The 22,080-nt window shown below is 63.2% G+C and carries 21 protein-coding genes and 2 tRNA genes; 16 read left to right on the top strand and 7 right to left on the bottom strand.

Annotated features, from left to right (window positions below):
- Positions 1-71 precede the first annotated feature (71 nt).
- Positions 72-569 (top strand): DUF3617 domain-containing protein, encoded by a 498-nt coding sequence (locus tag NS365_RS17745; RefSeq protein WP_058601632.1) that lies wholly within the window; start codon positions 72-74, stop codon positions 567-569.
- Positions 570-654: 85 nt separating this feature from the next.
- Here NS365_RS17745 and NS365_RS17740 read toward each other — a convergent pair whose 3' ends face one another.
- Complete coding sequence (locus NS365_RS17740; RefSeq protein WP_058601631.1) at positions 655-1,557, bottom strand: LysR family transcriptional regulator; 903 nt, start codon at positions 1,555-1,557, stop codon at positions 655-657.
- A 100-nt stretch (positions 1,558-1,657) separates the two neighbouring features.
- On the opposite strand from NS365_RS17740, the gene NS365_RS17735 reads away from it, so the two are divergent.
- From NS365_RS17735 to NS365_RS17725, 3 genes are all read left to right on the top strand, one after another.
- Positions 1,658-2,893 (top strand): MFS transporter, encoded by a 1,236-nt coding sequence (locus NS365_RS17735; RefSeq protein WP_058601630.1) that lies wholly within the window; start codon positions 1,658-1,660, stop codon positions 2,891-2,893.
- A gap of 199 nt (positions 2,894-3,092) precedes the next feature.
- Positions 3,093-3,169, top strand: a tRNA-Met gene (locus NS365_RS17730).
- Positions 3,170-3,212: 43 nt separating this feature from the next.
- Positions 3,213-3,289 (top strand) — tRNA-Met (locus NS365_RS17725).
- 56 nt (positions 3,290-3,345) lie between these two features.
- On the opposite strand, the gene NS365_RS17720 is transcribed toward NS365_RS17725, so the two are convergent.
- Positions 3,346-3,735 (bottom strand): hypothetical protein, encoded by a 390-nt coding sequence (locus NS365_RS17720; RefSeq protein WP_058601629.1) that lies wholly within the window; start codon positions 3,733-3,735, stop codon positions 3,346-3,348.
- Between the two features lie 837 nt (positions 3,736-4,572).
- Positions 4,573-4,800: a hypothetical protein gene (locus NS365_RS17715; protein ID WP_153003836.1), complete on the bottom strand. Its 228-nt coding sequence runs from the start codon at positions 4,798-4,800 to the stop codon at positions 4,573-4,575.
- 137 nt (positions 4,801-4,937) lie between these two features.
- Between NS365_RS17715 and NS365_RS17710 the strand changes: the two genes are divergently transcribed.
- The 8 genes from NS365_RS17710 to NS365_RS17675 all read left to right on the top strand — a co-directional run bounded on the left by NS365_RS17710 (position 4,938) and on the right by NS365_RS17675 (position 13,878).
- Entirely contained in the window at positions 4,938-5,309 is a 372-nt protein-coding gene (locus NS365_RS17710) for a hypothetical protein (RefSeq protein ID WP_058601627.1), read from the top strand.
- Entirely contained in the window at positions 5,306-6,193 is an 888-nt protein-coding gene (locus tag NS365_RS17705; protein WP_058601626.1) for an NAD(P)-dependent oxidoreductase, read from the top strand. The genes NS365_RS17710 and NS365_RS17705 overlap by 4 nt, the downstream gene beginning before the upstream one ends.
- 113 nt (positions 6,194-6,306) lie before the next feature.
- Positions 6,307-7,266: a TRAP transporter substrate-binding protein gene (locus NS365_RS17700; protein WP_058601650.1), complete on the top strand. Its 960-nt coding sequence runs from the start codon at positions 6,307-6,309 to the stop codon at positions 7,264-7,266.
- The gene (locus tag NS365_RS17695; protein WP_058601625.1) at positions 7,266-9,119 is read left to right on the top strand and encodes a TRAP transporter large permease subunit; all 1,854 of its coding nucleotides are present in this window, start codon (positions 7,266-7,268) and stop codon (positions 9,117-9,119) included. Before NS365_RS17700 ends, NS365_RS17695 begins: the two co-directional genes overlap by 1 nt.
- Before the next feature lie 815 nt (positions 9,120-9,934).
- Positions 9,935-10,861, top strand: coding sequence for a sensor domain-containing diguanylate cyclase (locus NS365_RS17690; protein WP_193753470.1), 927 nt, complete (start codon positions 9,935-9,937; stop codon positions 10,859-10,861).
- Positions 10,862-11,277: 416 nt separating this feature from the next.
- Positions 11,278-11,820 (top strand): TadE/TadG family type IV pilus assembly protein, encoded by a 543-nt coding sequence (locus NS365_RS17685; protein ID WP_058601623.1) that lies wholly within the window; start codon positions 11,278-11,280, stop codon positions 11,818-11,820.
- Complete coding sequence (locus NS365_RS17680; protein ID WP_058601622.1) at positions 11,817-12,392, top strand: TadE/TadG family type IV pilus assembly protein; 576 nt, start codon at positions 11,817-11,819, stop codon at positions 12,390-12,392. The genes NS365_RS17685 and NS365_RS17680 overlap by 4 nt, the downstream gene beginning before the upstream one ends.
- 22 nt (positions 12,393-12,414) lie before the next feature.
- The gene (locus NS365_RS17675; RefSeq protein WP_058601621.1) at positions 12,415-13,878 is read left to right on the top strand and encodes a pilus assembly protein TadG-related protein; all 1,464 of its coding nucleotides are present in this window, start codon (positions 12,415-12,417) and stop codon (positions 13,876-13,878) included.
- Positions 13,879-14,226: 348 nt separating this feature from the next.
- On the opposite strand, the gene NS365_RS17670 is transcribed toward NS365_RS17675, so the two are convergent.
- From NS365_RS17670 to NS365_RS17655, 4 genes are all read right to left on the bottom strand, one after another.
- On the bottom strand, positions 14,227-15,249 hold the full coding sequence (locus NS365_RS17670) for a transketolase family protein (protein WP_206612147.1): 1,023 nt from the start codon (positions 15,247-15,249) through the stop codon (positions 14,227-14,229).
- Between the two features lie 11 nt (positions 15,250-15,260).
- Positions 15,261-16,118, bottom strand: coding sequence for a transketolase (locus NS365_RS17665; protein WP_058601619.1), 858 nt, complete (start codon positions 16,116-16,118; stop codon positions 15,261-15,263).
- 97 nt (positions 16,119-16,215) lie between these two features.
- Positions 16,216-17,091 carry a sugar phosphate isomerase/epimerase family protein gene (locus NS365_RS17660; RefSeq protein ID WP_058601618.1) on the bottom strand — a complete coding sequence of 292 codons (876 nt, stop codon included), beginning with the start codon at positions 17,089-17,091 and terminating at the stop codon, positions 16,216-16,218.
- Positions 17,092-17,218: 127 nt separating this feature from the next.
- The gene (locus NS365_RS17655) at positions 17,219-18,142 is read right to left on the bottom strand and encodes a LysR substrate-binding domain-containing protein (RefSeq protein ID WP_058601617.1); all 924 of its coding nucleotides are present in this window, start codon (positions 18,140-18,142) and stop codon (positions 17,219-17,221) included.
- Between the two features lie 192 nt (positions 18,143-18,334).
- Between NS365_RS17655 and NS365_RS17650 the strand changes: the two genes are divergently transcribed.
- The 4 genes from NS365_RS17650 to NS365_RS17635 all read left to right on the top strand — a co-directional run bounded on the left by NS365_RS17650 (position 18,335) and on the right by NS365_RS17635 (position 22,030).
- Entirely contained in the window at positions 18,335-19,087 is a 753-nt protein-coding gene (locus tag NS365_RS17650; RefSeq protein ID WP_058601616.1) for an SDR family NAD(P)-dependent oxidoreductase, read from the top strand.
- 104 nt (positions 19,088-19,191) lie between these two features.
- Positions 19,192-20,196 carry a TRAP transporter substrate-binding protein gene (locus NS365_RS17645; RefSeq protein ID WP_058601615.1) on the top strand — a complete coding sequence of 335 codons (1,005 nt, stop codon included), beginning with the start codon at positions 19,192-19,194 and terminating at the stop codon, positions 20,194-20,196.
- A complete protein-coding gene (locus NS365_RS17640) occupies positions 20,193-20,774 on the top strand; it encodes a TRAP transporter small permease (protein ID WP_082684686.1) in 582 nt (193 codons plus the stop codon). Before NS365_RS17645 ends, NS365_RS17640 begins: the two co-directional genes overlap by 4 nt.
- Complete coding sequence (locus tag NS365_RS17635; RefSeq protein WP_058601614.1) at positions 20,771-22,030, top strand: TRAP transporter large permease subunit; 1,260 nt, start codon at positions 20,771-20,773, stop codon at positions 22,028-22,030. The genes NS365_RS17640 and NS365_RS17635 overlap by 4 nt, the downstream gene beginning before the upstream one ends.
- Positions 22,031-22,080: the final 50 nt, after the last annotated feature.

The raw sequence follows: 22,080 nt of genomic DNA, 5'->3' as shown, positions 1-22,080 counted from the left end.
TTGCCGGCTCCGGGCTGTCGCCTAGCTCTGTGTTTCCCCGTGGCTGCGGCCACGCTTTTCAGGGAGTCGTCATGCGAGTTCGCGTCCTTACCGTCTGCCTTGCCGCCACAATCGGAACCATGGGCACGGCTTTTGCCGCCGAAACGCTGCCCATGCGCAAGGCCGGCCTGTGGGAAACCAAGACCCAGTCGCCGGATGGCAACGTCACCGTTCGCCAGTGCATTGACGAGAAGACCGACCAATTGGCGCAGGGCGCGTTCGGCGCGTCGCAGAACTGCTCCAAGCGCTCGCTGGTGAAGACGGATACGGGCTACGAGTCCGAGAGCGAGTGCAAGATCGGCACGATCTCGGCCACGGGCAAAGCCCTCATCTCCGGCGATTTCGACAGCAAGATTCACATGAAGGTGGATACGACGCTGACCGGCGTGCCCGACATGAAGGAGCCGGTTCGGCGCCAGATGGAGATCGACGCCACCTATGTCGGCCCCTGCATCGCCGGCCAGAGCCCGGGCGACATCATCATGCCCGACGGCAAGATCGTGAAAATGCCGACCGCGCCCAAGCCATAAAAGGCGCGCGCTCCGGCCCACCTCATCAAACGCGTGGGTCAATGCCCGGCCGTGGCGTGTGCCACGTCGCCGGGCGTTCGTTGTCTCAGGCCTCGAACTCGTGCGCGGCCGCGCGAGCCATCTCCGCGAAGTTCATGGCAAGGCGCGAGGGGCGTTGCCGGGGATAGGCGACGGCGAGTTCCACGTGCGGCACGGGGGCTTTCAAGTCGCGATAGGCGACGCCCGCGATGCTGAGCTGGCGCAGCGCATCCGGCACCAGCGAGAAGCCGAGTTCGGCCGAGACCAGCGACAGGACGGAGGCGATCTGCGGCGCGGACTGGCCGATACCAGGCTCGAAGCCCGCCGCGCGGCAGGCCTCGATCGCCGCATCGTGCAGGCTGGTGCCGACGCGGCGCGGGGTGAGGAGAAGCGGCTCCTCGCGCAGGAGGCGCAAATCCAGCGGCGCGCTGCCGCTCGCGGCCGGATGGCCCGCCGGCACGGCCGCCACCAAATGCTCGCGCACCAGAGCGAAGGCCTGGATGGTGCTCGCCTCCGACAGGGAGGGCCGCAGGATCGCGGCATCCAATCGGTCCTCCTCCAGCCCACCCAAAAGCACGGCAGAATTGGCCTCCTCCAAGGTCAGTTCGACATCGGGAAAGCGCCGGCGAAAGGCGCGGATGCTGGCGCCGAGCACGGGATGAAGAACCGAGGTGCCGGTGAAGCCGAGCCGCAAGACGCCGGTTTCACCCCGCTCGGCCCTTCGCGCGGCCTCCGCCGCTTCCAGCGCGCGCTGAGGGATCGGGCGCACCCGCTCAAGGAAGGCTCGGCCCGCCTCTGTCAACTCGGCTCCATGCGGCACCCGGTGAAACAGGCGCGTGCCGATCTCCGTCTCCAGGTCCCGGATCTGAAGGCTGAGCGGCGGCTGGCCGATGCCGAGCCGCGCGGCGGCGCGGGTGAAGTTCCCTTCTTCGGCGACGGCCAGGAAATATCGGATGTGGCGAAGCTCCATGCCATTTGCATAAGCTATCGCATTTGCCATTTCCATATATTGGACCGATGGGGAGGGGGAACCGTATATGCCGGGCACTCCCAGACGAGGTTCGCCCATCATGGCTTCATTACTCGCCGCCTCAGGCTTTGCCGACCTGTCCGCGCCCTCTGGTTTCGTCAGCCATGGCACGCCGGAATATCGAAAGGCGGGCGCGGCGCTCTTTCTTTTGGGGTTCGCCAGCTTCTCGCTGATCTATTGCGTCCAGCCGCTGCTACCGGCCTTCGCCGAGAGCTTCGGCCTGACACCGGCCGAGAGCGCGCTCGCCCTGTCGCTGACGACGGGCTTTCTCGCGATCTCGATTCTTCTGGCGGGAGCCTTCTCGCAGGCGCTCGGCCGGCGCGGGCTCATGTTCGTGTCCATGGCCTTGGCTGCCGTCCTGAACCTTGCCGCTGCGCTCAGTCCCAACTGGCACGGGCTGCTGCTGGCCCGCGCGGCGGAAGGCTTCGTGCTCGGCGGCGTTCCGGCCGTCGCCATGGCCTGGCTCGCGGAAGAGATCGACCCGCGCCATCTCGGCCGCACCATGGGCCTCTATGTCGCCGGCACGGCCTTCGGCGCGATGATCGGCCGGGTGGGGCTGGGCGTCGCGACCGAATTCGTGTCCTGGCGCCTCGCCATGGGCGTTCTCGGCGCGCTGTGTCTTATGGCGGCACTCGGCTTTCTGGCGCTTCTACCGCCCTCGCGCCATTTCGAAGCCCGGCGCGGCGTCAATGCGCGCTTTCATCTGGCGGCCTGGGGCCGGCATCTCGCCAATCCCGGCTTGCTGCGCATCTATGCGATCGGTTTTCTCCTTACGAGCATCTTCGTCACGCTCTTCAACTACTCGACCTTCCGCCTGATGGGCGCGCCCTATGGGCTGGGGCAGACAGAGGTCAGCCTGATCTTTTTGGCCTACGGGTTCGGCATCGTCTCGTCCTCGCTGGCGGGCCGGCTGTCGGATCGCTTCGGGCGCGGGCCGCTGCTTCTCGCGGGTTTCCTCCTGATGCTGGCCGGCGTCGCGCTGACACTGCTCGCCTCACTCGTCGCGATCGGGCTCGGTATCGCGCTGGTCACGACCGGCTTCTTCATCGGCCATTCCGTCGCCAGCGGATCGGTCGGCGCGCTGGCGCGGGGCGACAAGGGCCATGCGACCTCGCTCTATCTCCTCATCTATTATCTGGGTGCCAGCGTCACCGGCTGGGCCGGCGGCTGGGTCTGGCAGCATGGCGGCTGGCCCGCCATCGGCGCGATGACGGCGGGTTTCGCCCTGGCCGGCGCACTCCTGGCTGCGACCTTTCTCCGGCAGCGGAGCGCCTAACGGCTTGGGATCGCAAGGGGACTCGCCTTTTGCTCGGTCTGCGATATGATTTTGACCGTCAGGACATGCCCAGCTCGCAAAACACCTGTTTGGCGAGGCGTCTTCGATTTTTTCATAAAAGCGACATGAGCCTCTTTGCAAAGCCGAAAAGGGCGTCTATATCACCACTCACCGACGGCGAGACGCCGACGGGACATGGCGCGGGGTGGAGCAGCCCGGTAGCTCGTCAGGCTCATAACCTGAAGGTCGCAAGTTCAAATCTTGCCCCCGCAACCATTGTATAGAACGGATAGCCGGAGGCTTTGGCCGAAGGTCTTGGCGCGGGGTGGAGCAGCCCGGTAGCTCGTCAGGCTCATAACCTGAAGGTCGCAAGTTCAAATCTTGCCCCCGCAACCAATCCGAACATACGAGACCAGATCACGAGCGTCACCCGCCCAGACCAGGCGGCTTTCTTATGTTCGCAAGTCTTGGTCAATGCGTCCCCGCAACCATTTCGACTTGCGATCGCCCCGCCCCTCCTCTGGCAGGCCTTTTGCTTTAGGATGATCTCGCGCGCCAGCGAACGTAGCACCATCGGCTCCCACCATCCGCTTGGCCTCCAAATCCTTCTGAATCGCCGCGTAGAGTTCGTCGATCTGGATGTGGTGGCGGGGCGTGTTCGGGTGCAGGAGGGAAGGCGACTCCTCGGCCTCTTGCAGGATTGCCTTCAGGTTCTTCTGACGCCGTTCCAGCCCAACCATCGTCTCATGGAGACGTTCGGCAGCACCACTTCCCAGAACGAGATTGAGCAGCGTGTCCCGCTCTCGGTCGATCTTCTTGATCTCCGCCTCGGCCGCATCCATCGACCCTCCATGAGCAGCCGGTTCATCTCGTGCGTGAACTCGTCGCAAAACTCCTTGCACAGCGCAGGGTCCATCAGCTGATGGCGCAGCGCGTTCAGCACCCGTGCTTCGAGTTGGTCGCGGCGGATCTTCTTTCAGTTGTCTCTGATGCCGTTGTTGCGTGCCATCGAGCAGCGACCAGATAGACCGAGATCATCGAATAACCGCCACCGCAGCACCCGAATCTGGTCAGGCCCGAGAAGAGGTATTGGGGATGCCGGCGTTCCCTGACATGGTTCGTGGTGTCGCCGTCCTCGCCGCGATTCCGTTTGGCCGCGCGCTGGCGTTCCTGCGCCATGGCCAGAGGGCGCCATTGAGGATGCGCAGTTCGGGAACGTCCTGCGTGATCCATTCCGGTTCCGGATTCATCCGCCCCTGGCGCTTGCCGGTGTCCCGCTTCGGATTGCCGTTGAAGGTGCTGGAGCCCCAGTCACCGCGGCCCGGTGTGAGGGTGCCGTCCTTGTTCAGCTCAAAGCGGCTTGCCGGGTTGGTTCTTTGGACGGTGCGGCTCCAACACCGCCCATGCCTCGTCCGATAGCCAAACCAAATCAGGCATGATCGCCTCCTATCCGGAAACTCAATTCCGGACGGGATCAATCGATCTTGGCAATATTTTGGATGCGTCTCGTACCTGTGTCGCCGACCCCACTCGGTCGATCCGTTCACCGCGTGAGATGCCGGCTTCCATTGAAGGAGATCGGACGCGCCGAGCCTTGAGCCACGCGTCCCGATGCGAAGACCGAATAAGGCAGGAGGTCTCTTTCGAGACCATCACCCCCCGATCATGGCCTTAGCCCGTCAGCGGCGCGCTGGTCCGTCGCCGTCGAGCGAATGCATACCGTCCGCAAATCGCGCGGCGAGCACGCCGAAGCGGCGCGCCAGAACGCCGGCCAAACGCCCCATATGCTGAGCCTGCATGCCACGCGCCTCGGCCATGATGTCGGCCTCCCGGCGAAAACTCGACGCTTCAAAGCTCTCACGCATCTCGGTCTCTTCGTACATTCTATTTCTGCTGCGATGCAGCATAGACCTCTCGCCTCCGGGCATCGAGAGGCGAGGCCGCTGTATTTTTACATAGCTGTCATTCGCGCAGCGCCAGCTTGGTTTGGCCATCCCATGAGACCCGTCCGTAACTTGTGGGAACGAATGAATCAAATGCATCGATGGTCGAAAAAATCGCGTTTGTCAGATGCATCGGCTCATTGGAGACTGACCGCACATCACGGAGGATTGATGTGTCTTTTCCGCGCCAGATTGCCCTCGTGGCGGGCGTTGCAAGCCTGCCAAACGCTGGTTTTCGCGTAGTCCCTCAGCTCGCCGACCAAGCCGCGCGCGCCGGGGTCGCCGACCTCGACGCCCAAAAAACCGGCGAGTCTCCTGCAGGACACAAGGGCGACGCCGATATCCGGCTCGTCATCGACGGCTGCTGCCAAGAGATGGGCGATGCCTTTCCGGGTCCAGACGGGGGCGCGCCGGTGCCGGGGCGTCTGGCGCCTTCCAACGCGGCCTCGCTCACGCGATGGGTCGCAGCATGAGCCCGGCCGAGACGACGATCGGCTTCGTCGGATTGGGCGCCATGGGGCGTCCGATGGCGGCTCATCTTATCGAAAATGGCTTCGTGGTGCAGGGCTTCGACATAAGCCAGGCGGCGCGCGACGCGCTCGAAACGGCAGGTGGCAAGCCCGTCTCTTCGGCCGCCGAGGCCGCGACAGGTGCCGACGCGCTCGTCCTGATGGTGGTCAACGCGGATCAGGCCCGCGCTATCTTGTTCGAGGCGGGCGCGCTGGATGCGTTGCGACCGGGCGGCACCGTGGTTCTGATGGCGACGTGCCCGCCCGGTGCCGTCGAATCCATGGCGGAGCGCGTCGTGGCGACAGGCCGCGGTTTCATCGATGCGCCCGTGTCCGGCGGCGTCGCAGGCGCGATGGCGGCAACGCTCACCATCATGGCGGCGGCACCCGCCGACACGCTCGCCGCGCTCCGACCCATGTTCGATGCGCTTGGTGGCAAGGTCGTGCATGTAGGAACCCGGCCAGGCCAAGGCGCGCTTGTCAAAGCCGTGAATCAGCTCTTGTGCGGGGTCCATATCGCGGCCGCTGCCGAGGCCTTGGCGCTGGCCGGCAAGGTCGGCGTCGATAGGGCCGTGATGCTCGACATCGTGTGTGGCTCGGCCGCGTCAAGCTGGATGCTGAAGGATCGCGGCCCGCGGATGCTGGAAGCGCAGCCTGTTACGACCAGCGCGGTCGATATCTTCGTCAAGGATCTGGGCATCGTGATCGAGGCCGGGCGGGACGCCAAGGCGGCCGTGCCGCTGGCCGCACTCGCCCATCAGCTATTCCTGGCGACCTCCGGTCAAGGGCATGGGAAGGCCGACGATAGCCAGATCATCAGAACCTATGACGGCTTGAACGGCACCTGAGAGCGCCACGGCCGGCTCTAATCGACAACGGGAGGAATGATACATTGACGACGAAAACACCGAAGGCGGGGCTGAACCGCCGCGCGTTTCTGGCAGGCGCGGCCGCCTTGCCCATGATCACGGTGATCACGAGCCGGAGCTTTGCGGCGGAATTCAGCTACAAGTTCGCGACCGGCCAGGACCCGAGCCATCCCGTCAATGTCAGAGCCGGCGAAGCCTTGAATCGCATTCGGGAAGCCTCGGGTGGGCGACTCGATATCAAGATGTTCCCTGCCAACCAACTGGGCTCCGACACAGACCTTCTGAGCCAGGTGCGTTCGGGCGGCGTCGAATTCTTCAATCTCGCGACCTCCATCCTCAATACGCTGGTGCCGGCAGCTGGCCTCGTCAACATCGGCTTTGCCTTCAAGGACTATGCCGATGTCTGGAAAGCGGTGGATGGTCCGCTTGGCCAGTACATAGCCGCGCAGATTGCAAAGGTCGGCCTCGTTTCGGTCGTACCGCTCTGGAATAACGGCTTCCGCCAGATCACCTCGTCGACGCGGGATATCATTGCGCCCGCCGACCTTGCGGGGTTCAAAATCCGCGTACCGCCGGCGCCCATTTTGACCTCGCTGTTTCAGGCGCTCGGCGCGTCGCCGACGCCGATCAACTTCAACGAGCTTTATTCCTCCCTGCAGACCAAGATCGTCGAGGGGCAGGAAAATCCCCTGGCCATCATTGCCACGACCAAGCTCTACGAGGTCCAGAAATCCATCAGCATGACGAGCCATGTCTGGGACGGCTACCAGATTCTTGGCAACCGCCGCGCTTGGGAAAGGCTGCCGGCTGATCTCAAAGAGATCGTGCAGCGCGAGCTCGCTCAATCGGGGCAGCAGGAACGCCAGGACATCGTCAAGCTCAGCGAGACGCTGCGCCAAGACCTGACTTCCAAAGGTATGGTATTCCACGACGTCGATCGCGCCAAGTTCCAGGATATGCTCAAGACCACGAGCTATTACAAGGACTGGAAGGCCAAGTTCGGCGATGAGGCCTGGAAGGTGCTGGAGAGCACGGCGGGGAGCCTCACCTGATGGCGGGGATACCCGTCGCGGCAGCGCCCCTTGAGGGGCGCTCGTTCGCATCGGAAGCCGAACGCCTGCTCTTGCGTGCGATGGAGGCACTGGCGGCGATTCTGGTGGTGGCCGAGACGATCATCCTTCTGATGGGCGTCGTGTCGCGATTCGTCTTCGACAATCCCTTGATCTGGAGCGACGAACTTGCGTCGCTCCTGTTCCTGTGGCTCGCCATGGTGGGTTCCGCGATCGCTCTCGCGCGCCGTGCCCATATGCGCCTTTCAACCGTGACCGCCATCATGTCGCCGGTCTGGCAGAGGCGACTGGAGGCTCTTGCGACCATCGTGCCGCTGATTGTCCTGATATTCCTGTTCCAGCCGGCGCAAGACTATGTCGAGGACCAGAGCTTCATCGAGACGCCGGCCCTCGGTTGGCCGGGTTCGGTGCGCGCCTATGCCATGCTGGTCGGTATCGGGTTGATGTTGGCGGTTGCGGCGCTGCGGCTCCTCAAACTGGGGTGGCGCGATGTGGCCCTGTCGGTTCTGGCACTCGGCGTTCTGGCCGCCGGGCTCTATGCTGCGGCGCCAGTCCTGACGGCGATCGGCAACTGGAACCTCCTTTTTTTCTTCGTCCTGCTTGTGGGCGGCGCGGTTCTTCTCGGGGTTCCGATCGCCTTCGCCTTCGGCCTTGCCACCATAGCCTACCTGTTGACCACCTCCTCGACGCCTCTCTCCGTCGTAGTGGGGCGGCTCGACGAGGGGATGAGCTCGCTGATCCTGCTCGCGGTCCCGCTCTTCGTTCTGCTCGGGCAACTCGTGGAGGCGACCGGCATGGCTCGCGCCATGGTGGCCTTTCTGGCCGCTTTGATCGGTCACGTGCGGGGCGGGCTGTCCTATGTGTTGCTTGGCGGTATGCTGCTTGTCTCCGGCATTTCGGGTTCGAAGGCGGCGGATATGGCTGCCGTCGCTCCCGTGCTCTTCCCGGAGATGAAGCGCCGCGGCCTCGACGAGGGCGAGATGGTGTCGCTTCTGGCAAGCTCGGGCGCCATGGCGGAAACGATCCCACCCTCCCTGGTGCTGATCGCCATCGCCTCGGTGACAGGAGTCTCGATCTCAGCGCTCTTCATCGGCGGCCTCCTGCCGGGCGTGGTGCTCGCGGTTGCTCTTGCGATCCTGGCCCGTCATCGCACCATAGAGGCACCCACCGCGCGGGCGCCGCTGGCGGTCGTCGGCAAGACCTTCCTGATCGGCCTGCCGGCGCTGATCCTGCCGGTGCTCGTCCGCACCGCCGTGGTCGAAGGCGTCGCCACCGCCACCGAAGTCTCGACCATCGGCATCGCCTACTGCCTTATCGTGGGCGTTCTCGTCTATCGGCAGTTCGATTGGCGGCGCGCCTATCCCATGCTGATCGACACCGCGACGCTGTCCGGCGCCATTCTGTTCATCATCGGAGCGGCGACGGGTATGGCTTGGGCGCTGACGCAGTCAGGCTTCTCGCACGCTCTAGCGCAGGTCATGGCCAGCGTACCCGGCGGGCAATGGGGCTTCCTCGCGGTGTCCATCCTGGCTTTCATCATGCTGGGGAGCGTGCTCGAAGGCATCCCGGCCATGGTGTTGTTCGGCCCCCTCCTGTTCCCGATCGCGCGAGAGATGGGTGTCAACGAGGTGCATTATGCTGTGGTGATCATCCTCGCCATGGGCATCGGTCTCTTCGCGCCGCCCTTCGGTCTCGGCTACTACACGGCCTGCACGATCGGGAAAGTGAATCCGGATGTCGCCATGCGGAAAATCTGGCCTTATCTCGGCGTTCTCGTACTGAGCCTTCTGCTGCTGGCGGCGGTGCCATGGTTCTCGACGGGGTTTCTGCCGTGACATCTCCGACCACACAGGTCCGGGCGGCTCTGCTCCGTTCGGCCTGTTGAGGTCAAGCGCTCCTGGGCTGGAGATCGGTCTTCAGCTCGGGAATAAGGTGCCGAAGCCTCGCGGGAACGCCAAGCTGCGGGACCACCGGGGGAGGGCAGCGACCCATGCGAACCGGACGTGGGCGACATCGTCCACGACCAACCCGCGACCAGTTGCGACCCTGCGCATCCTGACGGTCATCGACACGTTCTCGCGCGTCCCGCCCGCTATCACCCGCGCTTCAGCTACCGTGGCGTGCCGCTCATCACCTCCATCGTCTCCATCATCTCGTCGTCCTGCGGTCGGCCTCACCTGGCTTCCCAATCGAGGGCGCTGACGATGGAATTTCGCTCCGACAGTTCAACGGCGAATCGCGCCGTTCCCCACCTGTCGTTCATAGCCGGAATGGCCGGATCGGCCCGCTGCGTTTCTTCTCACCGGCATCGGCTCTGCCGACCCTTCTTTCCGGGGCTCCCTCGCCGTCGCGCCGTCCGGCCGCCGAAGGCGCGATCGAGGCTTCGGCAGCCCTCACCGCTCGCTGGGCTGGGAGCGGCATCTGGAGGCGCAACGCCAGCGATTGGCCATCTCATCAAACTTTAAGGGAATCGTGCCATAATGGATCGTGATGGGCTTGGCGGCACTCTTCCGAAGTGGGTTGAGCGTGCCTGTGTGAACGTCGTCAAGCCAGCCATGATGTGACAGGGATTCAAGCGGGCGTTCAGCCGATGTCGTCGAAGCCGATCGCGAAGTCTCCGGAACCGGATCCGAACGGCGCGACCGCGTCATTGCGCGAGATCGCGCGCCCCGTGTCGCTCTGCGAGCGAAGCCCTCATGATCTCACGGTTCTCAACGCCGCGTTCGCCACCGTGAAGATGGGCGTTTGGGAATGCAGTCTGCCCGACCAGACATTGATCTGGAGTGATGGGGTCTATGATCTGTTCGACCTCCCCCGTGGCATTCGCCCCGACCGACATTTGATCCTCCAGCAATACGATTCCGAAACGCGCGAGCGGCTGATCGCGCTCCGCGCTCAAGCCATACGAACGGGCTCGGGCTTCGAGTGCGACGCAAGGATCCGAACCGGCACGGGGGCGCAACGCTGGATCCGGATCACCGCCACGGTCGAAATGCGCGATGGCGTTCCCGCTCGCATTTTCGGCGTGAAGCGCGATGTCACGGATGAACTGGCCCTTCTGGAGCGTATGCGCCACCTCGCCGAACACGACGAGATAACCCAGCTTGCCAACCGCCATTCCTTCAATCATCGCCTGCAGGCTCTGTGCGAAGCGGCGGTACGCTGTTCCTCACGCGCCACGCTTCTGCTGCTCGATCTCGACGGATTCAAGCTCATCAACGATCGGCTCGGCCATAGCGCGGGGGACGAGGTCTTGCGCATCGTGGGACAAAGGCTCGCTGACTGCGCCGACGGTCTGGCATTTCCGGCGCGGATCGGAGGAGACGAGTTCGCCTTGTTGACCGACGCCGCGAGCGCCAAGGTCGAGACCTTGGCCATGCGCGCGATCAGCGAAATCTCGCGGGACATGCGGGTCGAGGGGAGGCTGGCCAAGGTTGGCGCCTCCATCGGGATCGCCACGCGCGGGGATGGCAACGCCATCCAACTCTACCGAGAAGCGGACGCTGCCCTGTATCAAGCCAAAAACGCGGGACGCGGCGTTTATCGGATATTCTCCGGCGTTGCTTCCGCTCGCTGAGAGCATCTGAATCCCCTGAATTGGAAGGGTGGACGAGGGAATCCCATCCGTCCACGCGAAGCGAAGAGCCATGGATGCGAGGGCCGAGCATTCGCAGGGCGAATGAGGGATCCTATCTCGACCAGACGATGACCTCCGTTACCCCCACGGATCCAGTTCAAAACCACGAACGCCCCATCCGTCGAACGGCGCCAACACGGTCCTTGCGATAAGGGATCCGGGTCACCGCACAATCGAGCAATGTAATAAATATATCAAACAATATACTCTCAACCCTTAGTATTTTCATTTGATATAAAGTAAATTTCTCGATGTATCTACGTGCATAAAGAGTTCTTTAATGCAAAGCGCACTAACTTAGTCTATAGCCATCTACCGATTCAGGCCGTCTATCGAACGGGTTCCAAGAGCGAAGTATGTTGGAGTTCCGCGACAGACACCGAGATCGTGCCGCGCGTCGACGCTTTGTGCGAGACAGGCGGGGAACAACCGCGATCGAGTTCGCCATTCTGGCAGTGCCGTTTTTCCTTCTCATCTTCGCCGTCCTGGAAACTGCAGCGGTTTTCATTGGGGAAATGACGTTGGAGAACGCGACCGCTCAAGTCGGCCGTCAGGTCCGCACGGGCGAGGTCGCGGATGCTCAGGTCTCGGCCCCAGACCTGCGACAGAGGATCTGCGCCACCATGGCCATCCCGATCGACTGCGAGAAATTGCAGATCGATCTGCGCGAGTACGAGCGCTATTCGGACATCTCGTCGGCCGCCCCGGTGAAGAATAACGTGATCGACGTCGACGGCTTGGCTTACGACGAGGGCGAGCCAGGTCGGATCATGGCGTTACGCGCGTTCTACGAATGGCCCATTCACACGGACATCATTCGCCGTTTCCTGTCCAACACACCAAGCGGCAATCACATGCTCGTCGCGGTCGATGTGTTCAAGACCGAGCCGTTTCAATGAAGCCGTTTCGAAGGTTTGCTTGGCAGTTCTCCCAAGCCCCGCTCCTGACAGGTCGTAACGTCGCGAACAGGTCTGGCGTCGCCGCGATCGAGTTCGCGATCATCGCGCCGATCCTGCTCCTGATCTATATCGGCAATATCGAGCTGACGCTGGCCCTGACATGCGACCAAAAGTTGAAGCATGCCACGTCGATCGTTGGAGATTTGATCAGCCAATCCTCCACTCTCACCTCCGACGACGTTCTGCAAATCTTCACGGCCGCGAACGCCGTGCTCCAGCCCTATTCTCCCAACCCGCTGAAACTCCGGGTTTCCGTTCTATCACCCAAACCGGACGGACAGTCGAAGGTAATGTGGTCCGTGGGGCAGAATATGGATAGAAGAAGCCCGGGAAGCATTTATCAGACCCCGCCCAATCTTTGGACCGACGAGCAGAAGTCTCTCGTCGTGACCGAAACTCTTTACGATTACGAGCCTGTGACCAGCGACATTTTCGAGAAGTCGGTCGAGCTCTCCAAAGTCACGTATTCCCGCCCTAGAGGAATGTGGACCATAACCTGCACGGACTGTTGATAGAGCTTTGAGGATCAGAGAGATGCTTTCGAATTTCTCGAGCGATCGGTCTGGAACCTTCGCAATTCTGACGGCGATCATCGTCATTCCGTTGATCTTGATTGTCGGCTTCGCGATCGATGGTACGCGATACTACTCCGCGCGAAGCCAGCTCCAAAACGCGACCGATATGGCCGCTCTCGCGCTTGCCGCCTCCATGGAACAGGATCAGCAAAAACTTGAGGCTCTAGCCAAATCCTATCTTCTGGCCAACATGACGGACGCGTCTGTCATAGATCTGAAACTCGACGCCCTCGAAGCAACTTCGAAGGACATCGAACTCACAACATCGGCCGTCCTGCCTTTGACGCTCATGCAGATCGCCAATTTTCACGATCTGGGTCTTCAGACGGCCGCCAAGGCGATACGCGCGCCCGTGCGGAAGGTGGAGCTCGCTCTCGTGCTCGACAACACCTGGTCCATGTCAGAAAAGGATCGCAGCGGCATCTCCAAGATCGACACGCTGAAACAGGCTTCTCGCGAACTCGTCGATCAGTTGATTAGTGGCGATGACAGTCCGATTCGAATCGGGATCGTGCCCTATGCCGATTACATCAATGTCGGGACGAAGTACCGCAACGAACCATGGATCGACGTCGGCCGAGACTACACCGAAGCGGCGAAAGACAAAGTCTGCGAAACCAAGACCCAGAAAAAGATCTGTCTTCAGAAGACCGCGGAATATTCTTGCAAGAAATTTGTCGACGGTGTGCCGGAACAATCCACCTGCGGTGGAGACTGTACTGCGTCAGAAATCAGGACGGTCGCGCCTTACGAAGACTGCTCGGGAGGCGGAAAAGGTAAAACCTATAAATGGTTCGGGTGCATCGGTTCGAGAAGGCCGGGAACCTATCGCCTGAACGACCTCGCCAGCACCATTCCCTATCCCGGCTATCTCGAAACGAGCCAGCATTGCCTGAGCCCGATCGTCCCCTTGAGCAACGACAAACCCACCTTGCTCGCTGCGATCCACAACCTCGTCATCAATATAGGAGATAAATACAAGCCCTACACTTATATCCCGGCAGGGATGATTTGGGGCCAGAACATCCTTTCCGCTACCGAGCCTCTCAGTGAAGCGGCGGACTATGACAAGGACAATATCGATCCGAAGAAGATCTTGGTTCTGATGACCGATGGTGACAATACGCTGCGGTTCGACCCGAATGACGGTCGTCACGTTTCGTTGAGTTCGAAGGCAGACAAGGCCGCGATCGAGGTGAACCAGACAAACAACGATACGTTGTCGATCTGCAGCTACGCGAAGAACAAGAAGATCGAAGTCTACACCATCGCTTTCATGGTAGACAACGCCACCGCCAAGGACATGCTGCGGCTATGCGCGACGGATGCGAAGCATTATTTCGACGCATCGGATCGGAACCGCTTGCTGAGTGCGTTTTCGGGCATCGCGAAGGCCATCAACCAGGTGCGTCTGGCCCAGTAACGTGGAAGGCCGAACCCGAAACGAGTTGAGCGGTTTCAGCGGGCTGTGATTGCATCAGGTTGCGAGTCTTCGTGGCGCCGATCATGCCTTGGACTGAAGCCGCCCGGCGCGATCCGGCGCGTCGAGGGTGGTATTTCAGGTGATCCTCGCGTCCGGGAACGGGCGCTGATCTCGCCCCTACCTCGGAGACCGCTCGCCGAACCGAGGCCGCTTTTTTGGGTTTCGCGGAGGCGTCAGGTCGTTGAGCGAAGGTTCGCGACGGTCCGAAGGACAGGCGAGACATGTGGCCCGCTCTTGGATGGCGAGAAGACCCGACCAGCCGGCCCCGCGAGTTATTGTTGGGCGCTCTTATACCCAGCCCCTGATCTGCTCGGCGATCTTCCCGACGGAGATTCCGTATAGGTTATGAAGCGTCGGCAGGGCACCAGCCTCCAGGAATTCGTCCGGTAGGCCGATCATGCGGAAGGTCGGCGTGACGCCGGCGCGTAGTAGCGTGCTGGCGACCGACTCGCCGAGTCCGCCCACCACCGAGTGGTTCTCGGCGGTGACAACCAGCCGCCCGCCTCGGCCTGCCTCCCGCAAGATCGTCTCCGTGTCGAGCGGTTTGATGGTGGGTGAGTGGAGGACAGCGACGTCGATCCCGTCCTTGGCAAGCTGCTCGGCGGCGTCCAGAGCGCGCATCGTCATGAAGCCCGACGAGATCACGAGGACCTGCTTACCCTCGCGGATCACCTGCGCCTTGCCGATGGCGAACTGATAGTCCGGCTTCCAGCGGGTCAGCACGGCCGGCACCTTGCCGCGCAGCAAGCGAGAATAGATCGGTCCGGGATGGGCCGCCATGGCTGGCACGGACTGGCGGATGTCCACCGCGTCGCAGGGGTCGATGATCGTCATGTTCGGCAGGCCCCGAAAGATCGCCAGATCCTCGGTCGCCTGATGGCTCGGGCCGTAGCCGGTGGTCAGGCCCGGCAGGGCGCAGACGATCTTGACGGGAAGATTCTCCTCCGCGATCGCCATGGCGATGAAGTCGTAGGCGCGGCGGGAGGCGAAAACGGCATAGGTGGTGGCGAAGGGCAGGAAGCCCTCGCGCGCCAGACCTGCCGCCGCCGAGACCATAACCTGCTCGGCCATGCCCATCTGGTAGAAGCGGTCCGGCATCGCTTGGGCGAGGATGTGAAGGTCGGTGTATTTAGCAAGATCCGCCGACAGGCCGACGATCCGTTCGTCCGCCTTCGCCAGTTCCACCAGCGCGTGGCCGAAGGGCGCGTTCTCCGTCTCGTAGCCCTCGGCCGCGAGGGAGGCGATCATGGCGGAGGTCGCCACCCGCTCGCCTTCGGGAGCCGCACGGCGCGGCTGGTACTTGCGGGCCATGGATGCATGAGTCATGCGGGCTTTCCTTCTTCCAGAACGGCCAGGGCCTTCGCCCATTCCTCCTTTTCGACCCGGACGAAATGCGTGATCTCGCGCGTTTCCAGAAACGGCACGCCCTTGCACATCAACGTGTCGAAGATGATCACGCGAGGCTGATCGCCTTGATGCGTCCGCGCGGCATCGAGCGCGGCGACGACAGCGTCGAGGTCGTTGCCGTCGACACGCTGGGCATGCCACCCGAAGGCCGTCCACTTGTCGAGAAGCGGTTCGGCCGAGAGCATCTGCGTCGACTTGCCGTCCGCCTGCTGGTCGTTGAAGTCGATCAGGCAGACGAGGTTGTCGAGCTTGTGGTGAGCGCCGGCCATCGCCGCTTCCCAGGTCGAGCCCTCGCCGAGTTCCCCATCCGACATCAGATTGAAGACGAAGCGGTCGCTTGCCTTGCGCTTCAGCCCCATGGCCATGCCGACGGCGATGCCGAGTCCGTGGCCGAGCGAGCCGCCGGTGATCTCCATGCCAGGGGTATAGGAGGCCATGCCGGACATCGGCATGCGACTGTCGTCCATGCCGTAGGTCTCGAGCTCATCCTCGGGTAGGATGCCGGCTTCCATCAGAACGGCATAGAGCGCTATCGCATAATGGCCGATCGACAGGAGGAAGCGGTCGCGCCCCTCCCATTCGGGGTCCGTCGGATCATAGCGCAGGGCGTGGAAATAGGAGGCGGCGAGGACATCGGCGATGCCGAGCGCCTGCCCGATATAGCCCTGGCCCTGCACCTCACCCATCAGAAGCGCCTTGCGCCGGATGTTCCAGGCGCGGCGCGCCAGCGAGACGTTGGAAAGGGCGGAAGGGGGGCGGTTGTCAGGCTGCATGTGGTCTCCTGTCAGGATGAAGGCCGCGCCGGACACAGCCTCAGCGCAGCGGTGTCATTGGTCGAAACGACCGCCGCAGTTCACTCGACCTTCATCGTCACACGGCGAGAGCCGTCCGCACGGTGGCGAGGGATCGGGCCACAACCTTCTCTATCTCGGGCAGGGGGACCCGTTCCGCGCGCCGCACCGGCTGTGCATCCGGGCCGCGGTGAAGGCGCAAGGGCAACTCGATACTGACCGGCATCGCGGCACGGGCAGCCTTGAGGATGCGCTCGCAGCCGATCGTGCCCTCGCCGATGGCGGTGAAGTGCCAGCCGGTTTCGCGGCGCACGAGATCCTTGACGTGGATGTGGACGCATGCCGGCATGGCGGCGATCGCGTCGTCGGCGAAGTCCTGCAGCTCCGGGCGGTGCGAGGCGGTGTTGGCCGCGTCGTAATTGAGGCCGAGGTGATCGGAGCCGATCCGGCGCACCAGCGCCAATCCGTCTTCGGCGGTGTTCAAGAGATTGTCGCTGCCGTCGCCGGGATTCTCCAGCGCGATCACCACGCCCAAATCCTCTGCCCGACGCAGCAAGAGATCCATATGGGCGAAGAAGGCGTCTTGCCGAACACGGGCTGCGGCATTGGTGGCGATGATGCGCGCGCCGATCGCGGCGGCAAAGCGCATCCGCCCGGTGAAGACCTTGACGGCCGTGGAGAGGCCTAGATCGATATGCGACGACATTGCGACGCAACCCAGGCCCTGTTCCTCGATCAGCCGGCGATAGACGCTCGCCCGATCCGGCGCGAAGGCGCTTTCGTCGAACGGCTCCGTGTAGCCCACGATGAACGCGGGCTCGACATGGGTCGCGCCGATCCTCGCCAGGCTCTCGAAGGCCTCGGCCGGACTGTAGCCGTCGTAGGGCGCGGCGGACACGGAGACGATTCGTCCACGCGCCCCCGCATTGTTCTGCCCCGGCTCCTTGGTCTCCATCCCCGAACTCCGCACGCTTTGCGGCGTCCATCGCCGCAAACGGGGGTGACGCCTTGACGGCGTCCGGCCCCGTTCTCCCTAGCGCGCAGGATGGGATGGTGGAGCACGCTTCAGCAAACGCGAAGTTCTAAACGTTCGTTGAATGGCATTCATGGATCGCGTCGGCCAGCGGGGCGGGCGTGCCGAGTTCTGCCTGCAACCATTCGGCGAAGACACCGACGAGGCGGCGTTGCGAGCCGGACTTCGGGTAGCAGAGATAATGGCCGACGTAGCGGAGATCGCGCGTGCGCCCGGCAAGGGGCGCGACGAGCTTTCCCGACAGGATTTCACGCTGGGCAAGGCGGGTCGATTCCAGCGCGACGCCGAGCCCGTCGGCCGCCGCCGCGATGGCGAGAAACGAGCGGTCGAAGCTCATGGCCTGGGTGGCGGGCGCGGTCAGCCCATTGGCGGCGAACCAGTCCGGCCACCGCACGCGCTTGTTGTCGCTGCGGATCAGGATACGCGTCAGGAGATCGGCCGGCACCCTGATCCCTTCGGCGACCTTGGGCGTGCAGAGCGGCGTGACGATCTCCTCGCCGAGCGGCTCGATCACGAGGTGGTCTCCCTGCGGCTTGCCGTAGACGACGTCGGCGTCGAACTCGCCATCGACGAAGCGGACATATTCGGTGGAGGCGGCGATGCGCACTTCCAGATTCGGATGGGCGGCAAGGAAGGTCGGCAGGCGTGGCGACAGGAACTGGGCGGCGAAGCTCGGCGCGCTGTGCAGCCTCAGAAGGCGGGAACGCCGCGCCGACACGCTTTCGACGCCAATTCGCAGTTCCTCGAAGGCCGCCGATACGTGCCGCATCAAGACCTCGCCGTCGCTCGTCAAGCGGATCGTACGCGCCGAGCGATCGAACAGGGGCTTGCCGAGCTCTCGCTCGAGTTTCACGATCGCGTGACTGACGGCGCTGGGTGACAGGTTCAGTTCGCTGGCGGCGGCCCGGAAGGTGCCGTGACGCGCAGCGGCCTCGAAGGTTCGGATGGCGGAAAGCGAGATACCGTTCAACATGCCAATGTTGAACCAGATTCATTCAGGCGTGTAAACTTCGCGTTTGCGGCGAGAATGCAGGCATCTTCTACTCCTCCCCGGAGGCCCCGAACCGCAGGACCGGAACCAGGGGCGGGGAGACGAAGTGCACGGTTGATAGCGGAGGGGGATGGAGCCCTTCCGGCCGGGCCTTACGGTGAGGATGGAAGACGTATGTTGTTGAACGGTAAAACCGCCGTCATCTCGGGCGCGGCCAGCCAGCGTGGCATCGGCCGGGCCACGGCTCAGCTTTTCGCCGAGCACGGCGCGCGTGTGGCGATCCTCGATCTCGACGCCGGGGCGAGCGCCGATGCCGCAAAGGCTTTGCCAGGCGACGGCCATGTCGGCATCGCCTGCGACGTGACGGACAAGTCTTCCTGCGATGCGGCGGCGAAGGCCGCGATCGAAGCGTTCGGCCGGGTCGATGTCCTCGTCAACAATGCCGGCATCACCCAGCCGCTGAAGACGCTCGACATCTCACTCGAGAACTGGGGCAAGGTGATCGACGTCAATCTGACGGGCGTGCTGCTGCTCAGCCAGGCCTTCGTGCCGCACATGAAGGAGAAGGGCGGCGGCTCGATCGCCTGCATGTCGTCGGTCTCGGCGCAGCGAGGCGGCGGCATCTTCGGCGGTCCGCACTATTCGGCAGCCAAGGCGGGCGTGCTCGGCCTCGCCAAGGCGATGGCGCGCGAGTTCGGCCCGGCAGGCATTCGTGTCAACTCCGTCACCCCCGGCCTCATCCAGACCGACATCACCGGCGGCAAGCTCACCGACGAGATGCGCACCGACATCCTGAAGGGAATTCCGCTCAACCGCCTCGGCGATGCGGCGGATGTGGCAAAGATCTATCTCTTCCTCGCCTCCGATCTCTCGTCCTACGTCACGGGCGCGACGATCGACGTCAACGGCGGCATGCTGATCCACTGATCAGAACGGAGCCCCGCAGGGGCCCAACCCATCAGATCGCAGGGCCCGGACAGAATGGGAGCCGTCCGGCCCAGACTGCGACTTAGGCTAACGGGAGGATTTCCATGACCATTCACATCACGCGCCGTACGCTCATGGCGGGACTGGGCGCGACGCTCTCGGCACCGGCTCTGCTGAGTTTTCCGACGCGCGCCAGTGCCGCGACGGTTCTGACGCTCGGCCACGGGGCTGCGCCCGGCAATCCGCGAACGCTGGCCGCCGCAAGATTCGCCGAACTCGTGAAGGAAAAGACGAACGGGCGGATCACCATCAATGTCGCCGGCTCCGAGACGTTGGGGTCCGACGCTGCCATGCTCACCAGCCTTCGCACGGGGGCGCTTGACATGACGGCCAACAGCCAGGGCCCCGTCTCGGCGATCGTTCCCGAGATCGCCGTCCTCGGCCTGCCGTTCCTGTTCGAGACCACCGACAAGGCGATCGCAATCCTGAACGGTCCCGTCGGAGAGGCTCTCGCGGCCAAGTTCAAGGCGGTCGGCATCGTGCCGCTCGGCTATTGGAACAACGGCATCCGGCATCTGACGAATTCCAAGCGCGAGGTCACGAAGCCTGGCGACGTCTCGGGCCTGAAAATCCGCACGCCCGCCGATCCGATGACGATCGACATCTTCCAAGCTCTCGGCGCCTCGACCGAGCAGATCGCCTTCGGGGAACTCTATGTCGCGCTCCAGCAGGGCGTTGTGGACGGGCAGGAGAACCCGCTCGTCAACATCGCCAGTTCCAAGCTCTACGAGGTCAACAAGTTCATCGCGCTGACCGCGCACAAGTGGGAATCGACACCATTCCTGATGTCGCAGATCGCGATGGCCCGCATCGGCGGCGACCTCGACGCGGTGCAGGCCGCCGCTGCGGAAGCGGGGAAAATGCAGATCGAACTGTCGGAGAAGGCCGCGAGCGAAGCACTTGTCAAATTCAAGGCCGACAAGGCGCTTGTCGTGACCGAAGTCGATCGAGCTGCCTTCGTTGAGGCGACGAAATCGGTCGTGGACATCTGGAAGAAGAAAGACTTCGGCGCTTTCGTCAGTCAGGTAGAGGAAGCGGCGCGCGGATGACCTCCCCCCCGGATCCGGCCGCCCACCCGAGCGGGCCTTTGCGCCCGCTCGGGGTCTCTTTTGTGCTCGCCAACGGAATCGACGCGCTCGTCGGTCAGTTCTCCAAAGCCGTCGTGATCGGGTCGGGTGTGCTGCTGACGGCCGTCATGACTGCGAATGTCGTGGCGCGCTACGTCCTTTCGTCCGGTGGATTCCGCTGGGCGCAAGAACTGCCCACCCTCATCTTTCCCTTCTTCATCGTCGCGGGGATCATACTCGCCGCGCAAGGCGGGCTCCACATGGCCGTGGAGTGGCTTTACGACCGCTTCGCAGCGCGCGGTAAGGCGATGCTGTTCGTCTTCAGCCATGTCTGCGTCATCGCGAGCTTCCTGACGCTCGCCTGGCAGGCGCGCGTCGTCGCTGCGATCGCGGGCGTCGAGCATAGCCCCATCCTCGGCCTGCCCAACAGCATCGGCTATTATGTCGTCTCGGTCGGCGCACTGCTCGTCGCCGTGGTGACGGCCACCGCCACGTTTCGCGTGGCCCGCCTCGGCTGGGACGCCCGTCCGCATACCAGCGCGGAGGAACTGCCGCTATGACACTCGTCATGATCGGAGTGTTCCTCGTCACCATGCTGCTGGCCATTCCGGTCGGCTACGGCCTCATCATTGCGGCGGGCGCGGCCATTCTCTCGCACGGCTATCTGCCGCTGTCGCTCGTCGCGCAACAGGTCTACGATCAGACCCAATCCTTCCCGATGTTGGCCCTGCCTTTCTTCATGCTGGCCGGCACGCTGATGCTCGGCGGCAAACTCGGGAACCAGCTTCTCGAACTTGCCAGTCACGTCATGCAGCGCTGGCGGGGCGGGGCGCTTTCGACCACGGTCGTCTCCTCCGTCGTCTTCGGCGGTGTATCAGGCTCGGCTGTCGCCAACGCCTCGGCGCTCGGCTCCGTTCTGATTCCCTGGCAGAAGCGGCAGGGCTACCCGGCACCGCTCTGCGCCGCCAACAACGCGACCTCCGCGGTGATCGACGTCCTGATCCCGCCCTCGATCCCGATGATCCTCTACGCCCTGGTCAGCGGCGTGTCGGTCGCCGACCTCTTCGTCGCCGGCATCCTTCCAGGCATCCTGATGGCGGCCGGTTTTATCGGCGTGTGCTGGTATGTTTCCTGGAGGCGCGGCTACGCGGTCGAGAAGAGCAGCATTCGAAAGCGCGAGCTGGCGCGGCTCGGCCTCAAGAGCTTCCCCGCCATTCTGCTGCCGATCCTCATCATTCTCGGCCTGCGCTTCGGCTTCGCGACGCCAACGGAAGTCGCGGTGCTTTCGGTGGTCTATTCGCTGGTCCTCAGCCTCCTGTTCTACCGCGACCTTACCCTGAAGCGCTTCTGCGACAACATGGTGGAAGCGGGGGTGGCGACCGGCGTTGTGATGCTGGTCATCATGGGCTCGGCCGCCGTCGGCTGGATCTTGACCTTCGATCAGGTGCCGCAGACCTTCGCGGCCTGGGTGTCGGCCAACGTTTCCAACCCGATTCTGATCATCTTGATGATGAACGTCCTGATGCTGATCGTCGGCATGCCGCTCGATCTGCCTCCGTCGATCCTGCTTCTGGGACCGATCTTCGTACCACTGGCCATGACCATCGGGCTGGATCCGGTACAGCTCGGCCTGATGATGGTGATCAATCTCGGCATCGGCCTCTACACCCCGCCGATCGGAACGACGCTCTTCATCTCGTCTTCGATAGCCAAGGCACCGCTGGGCGCGACGACAAGGGAGCTTTGGCCGTTCTTCGCCATGGCCATGCTGCTGCTCTTTGCCGTCAGCTACATCCCGGCGCTCACCCTCTATTAAAGAACCCGGCGGACATGCCGCCCCGATTTCGCGACGGTTCCATCCATCCT

The sequence above is a fragment of the Aureimonas ureilytica genome (assembly GCF_001475935.1).
In the GTDB taxonomy this organism is placed as follows: Bacteria; Pseudomonadota; Alphaproteobacteria; order Rhizobiales; family Rhizobiaceae; genus Aureimonas; species Aureimonas ureilytica_A.
Note: the sequence above shows the minus strand (reverse complement) of the source record. Positions and strands in the feature narration are given on the sequence as shown.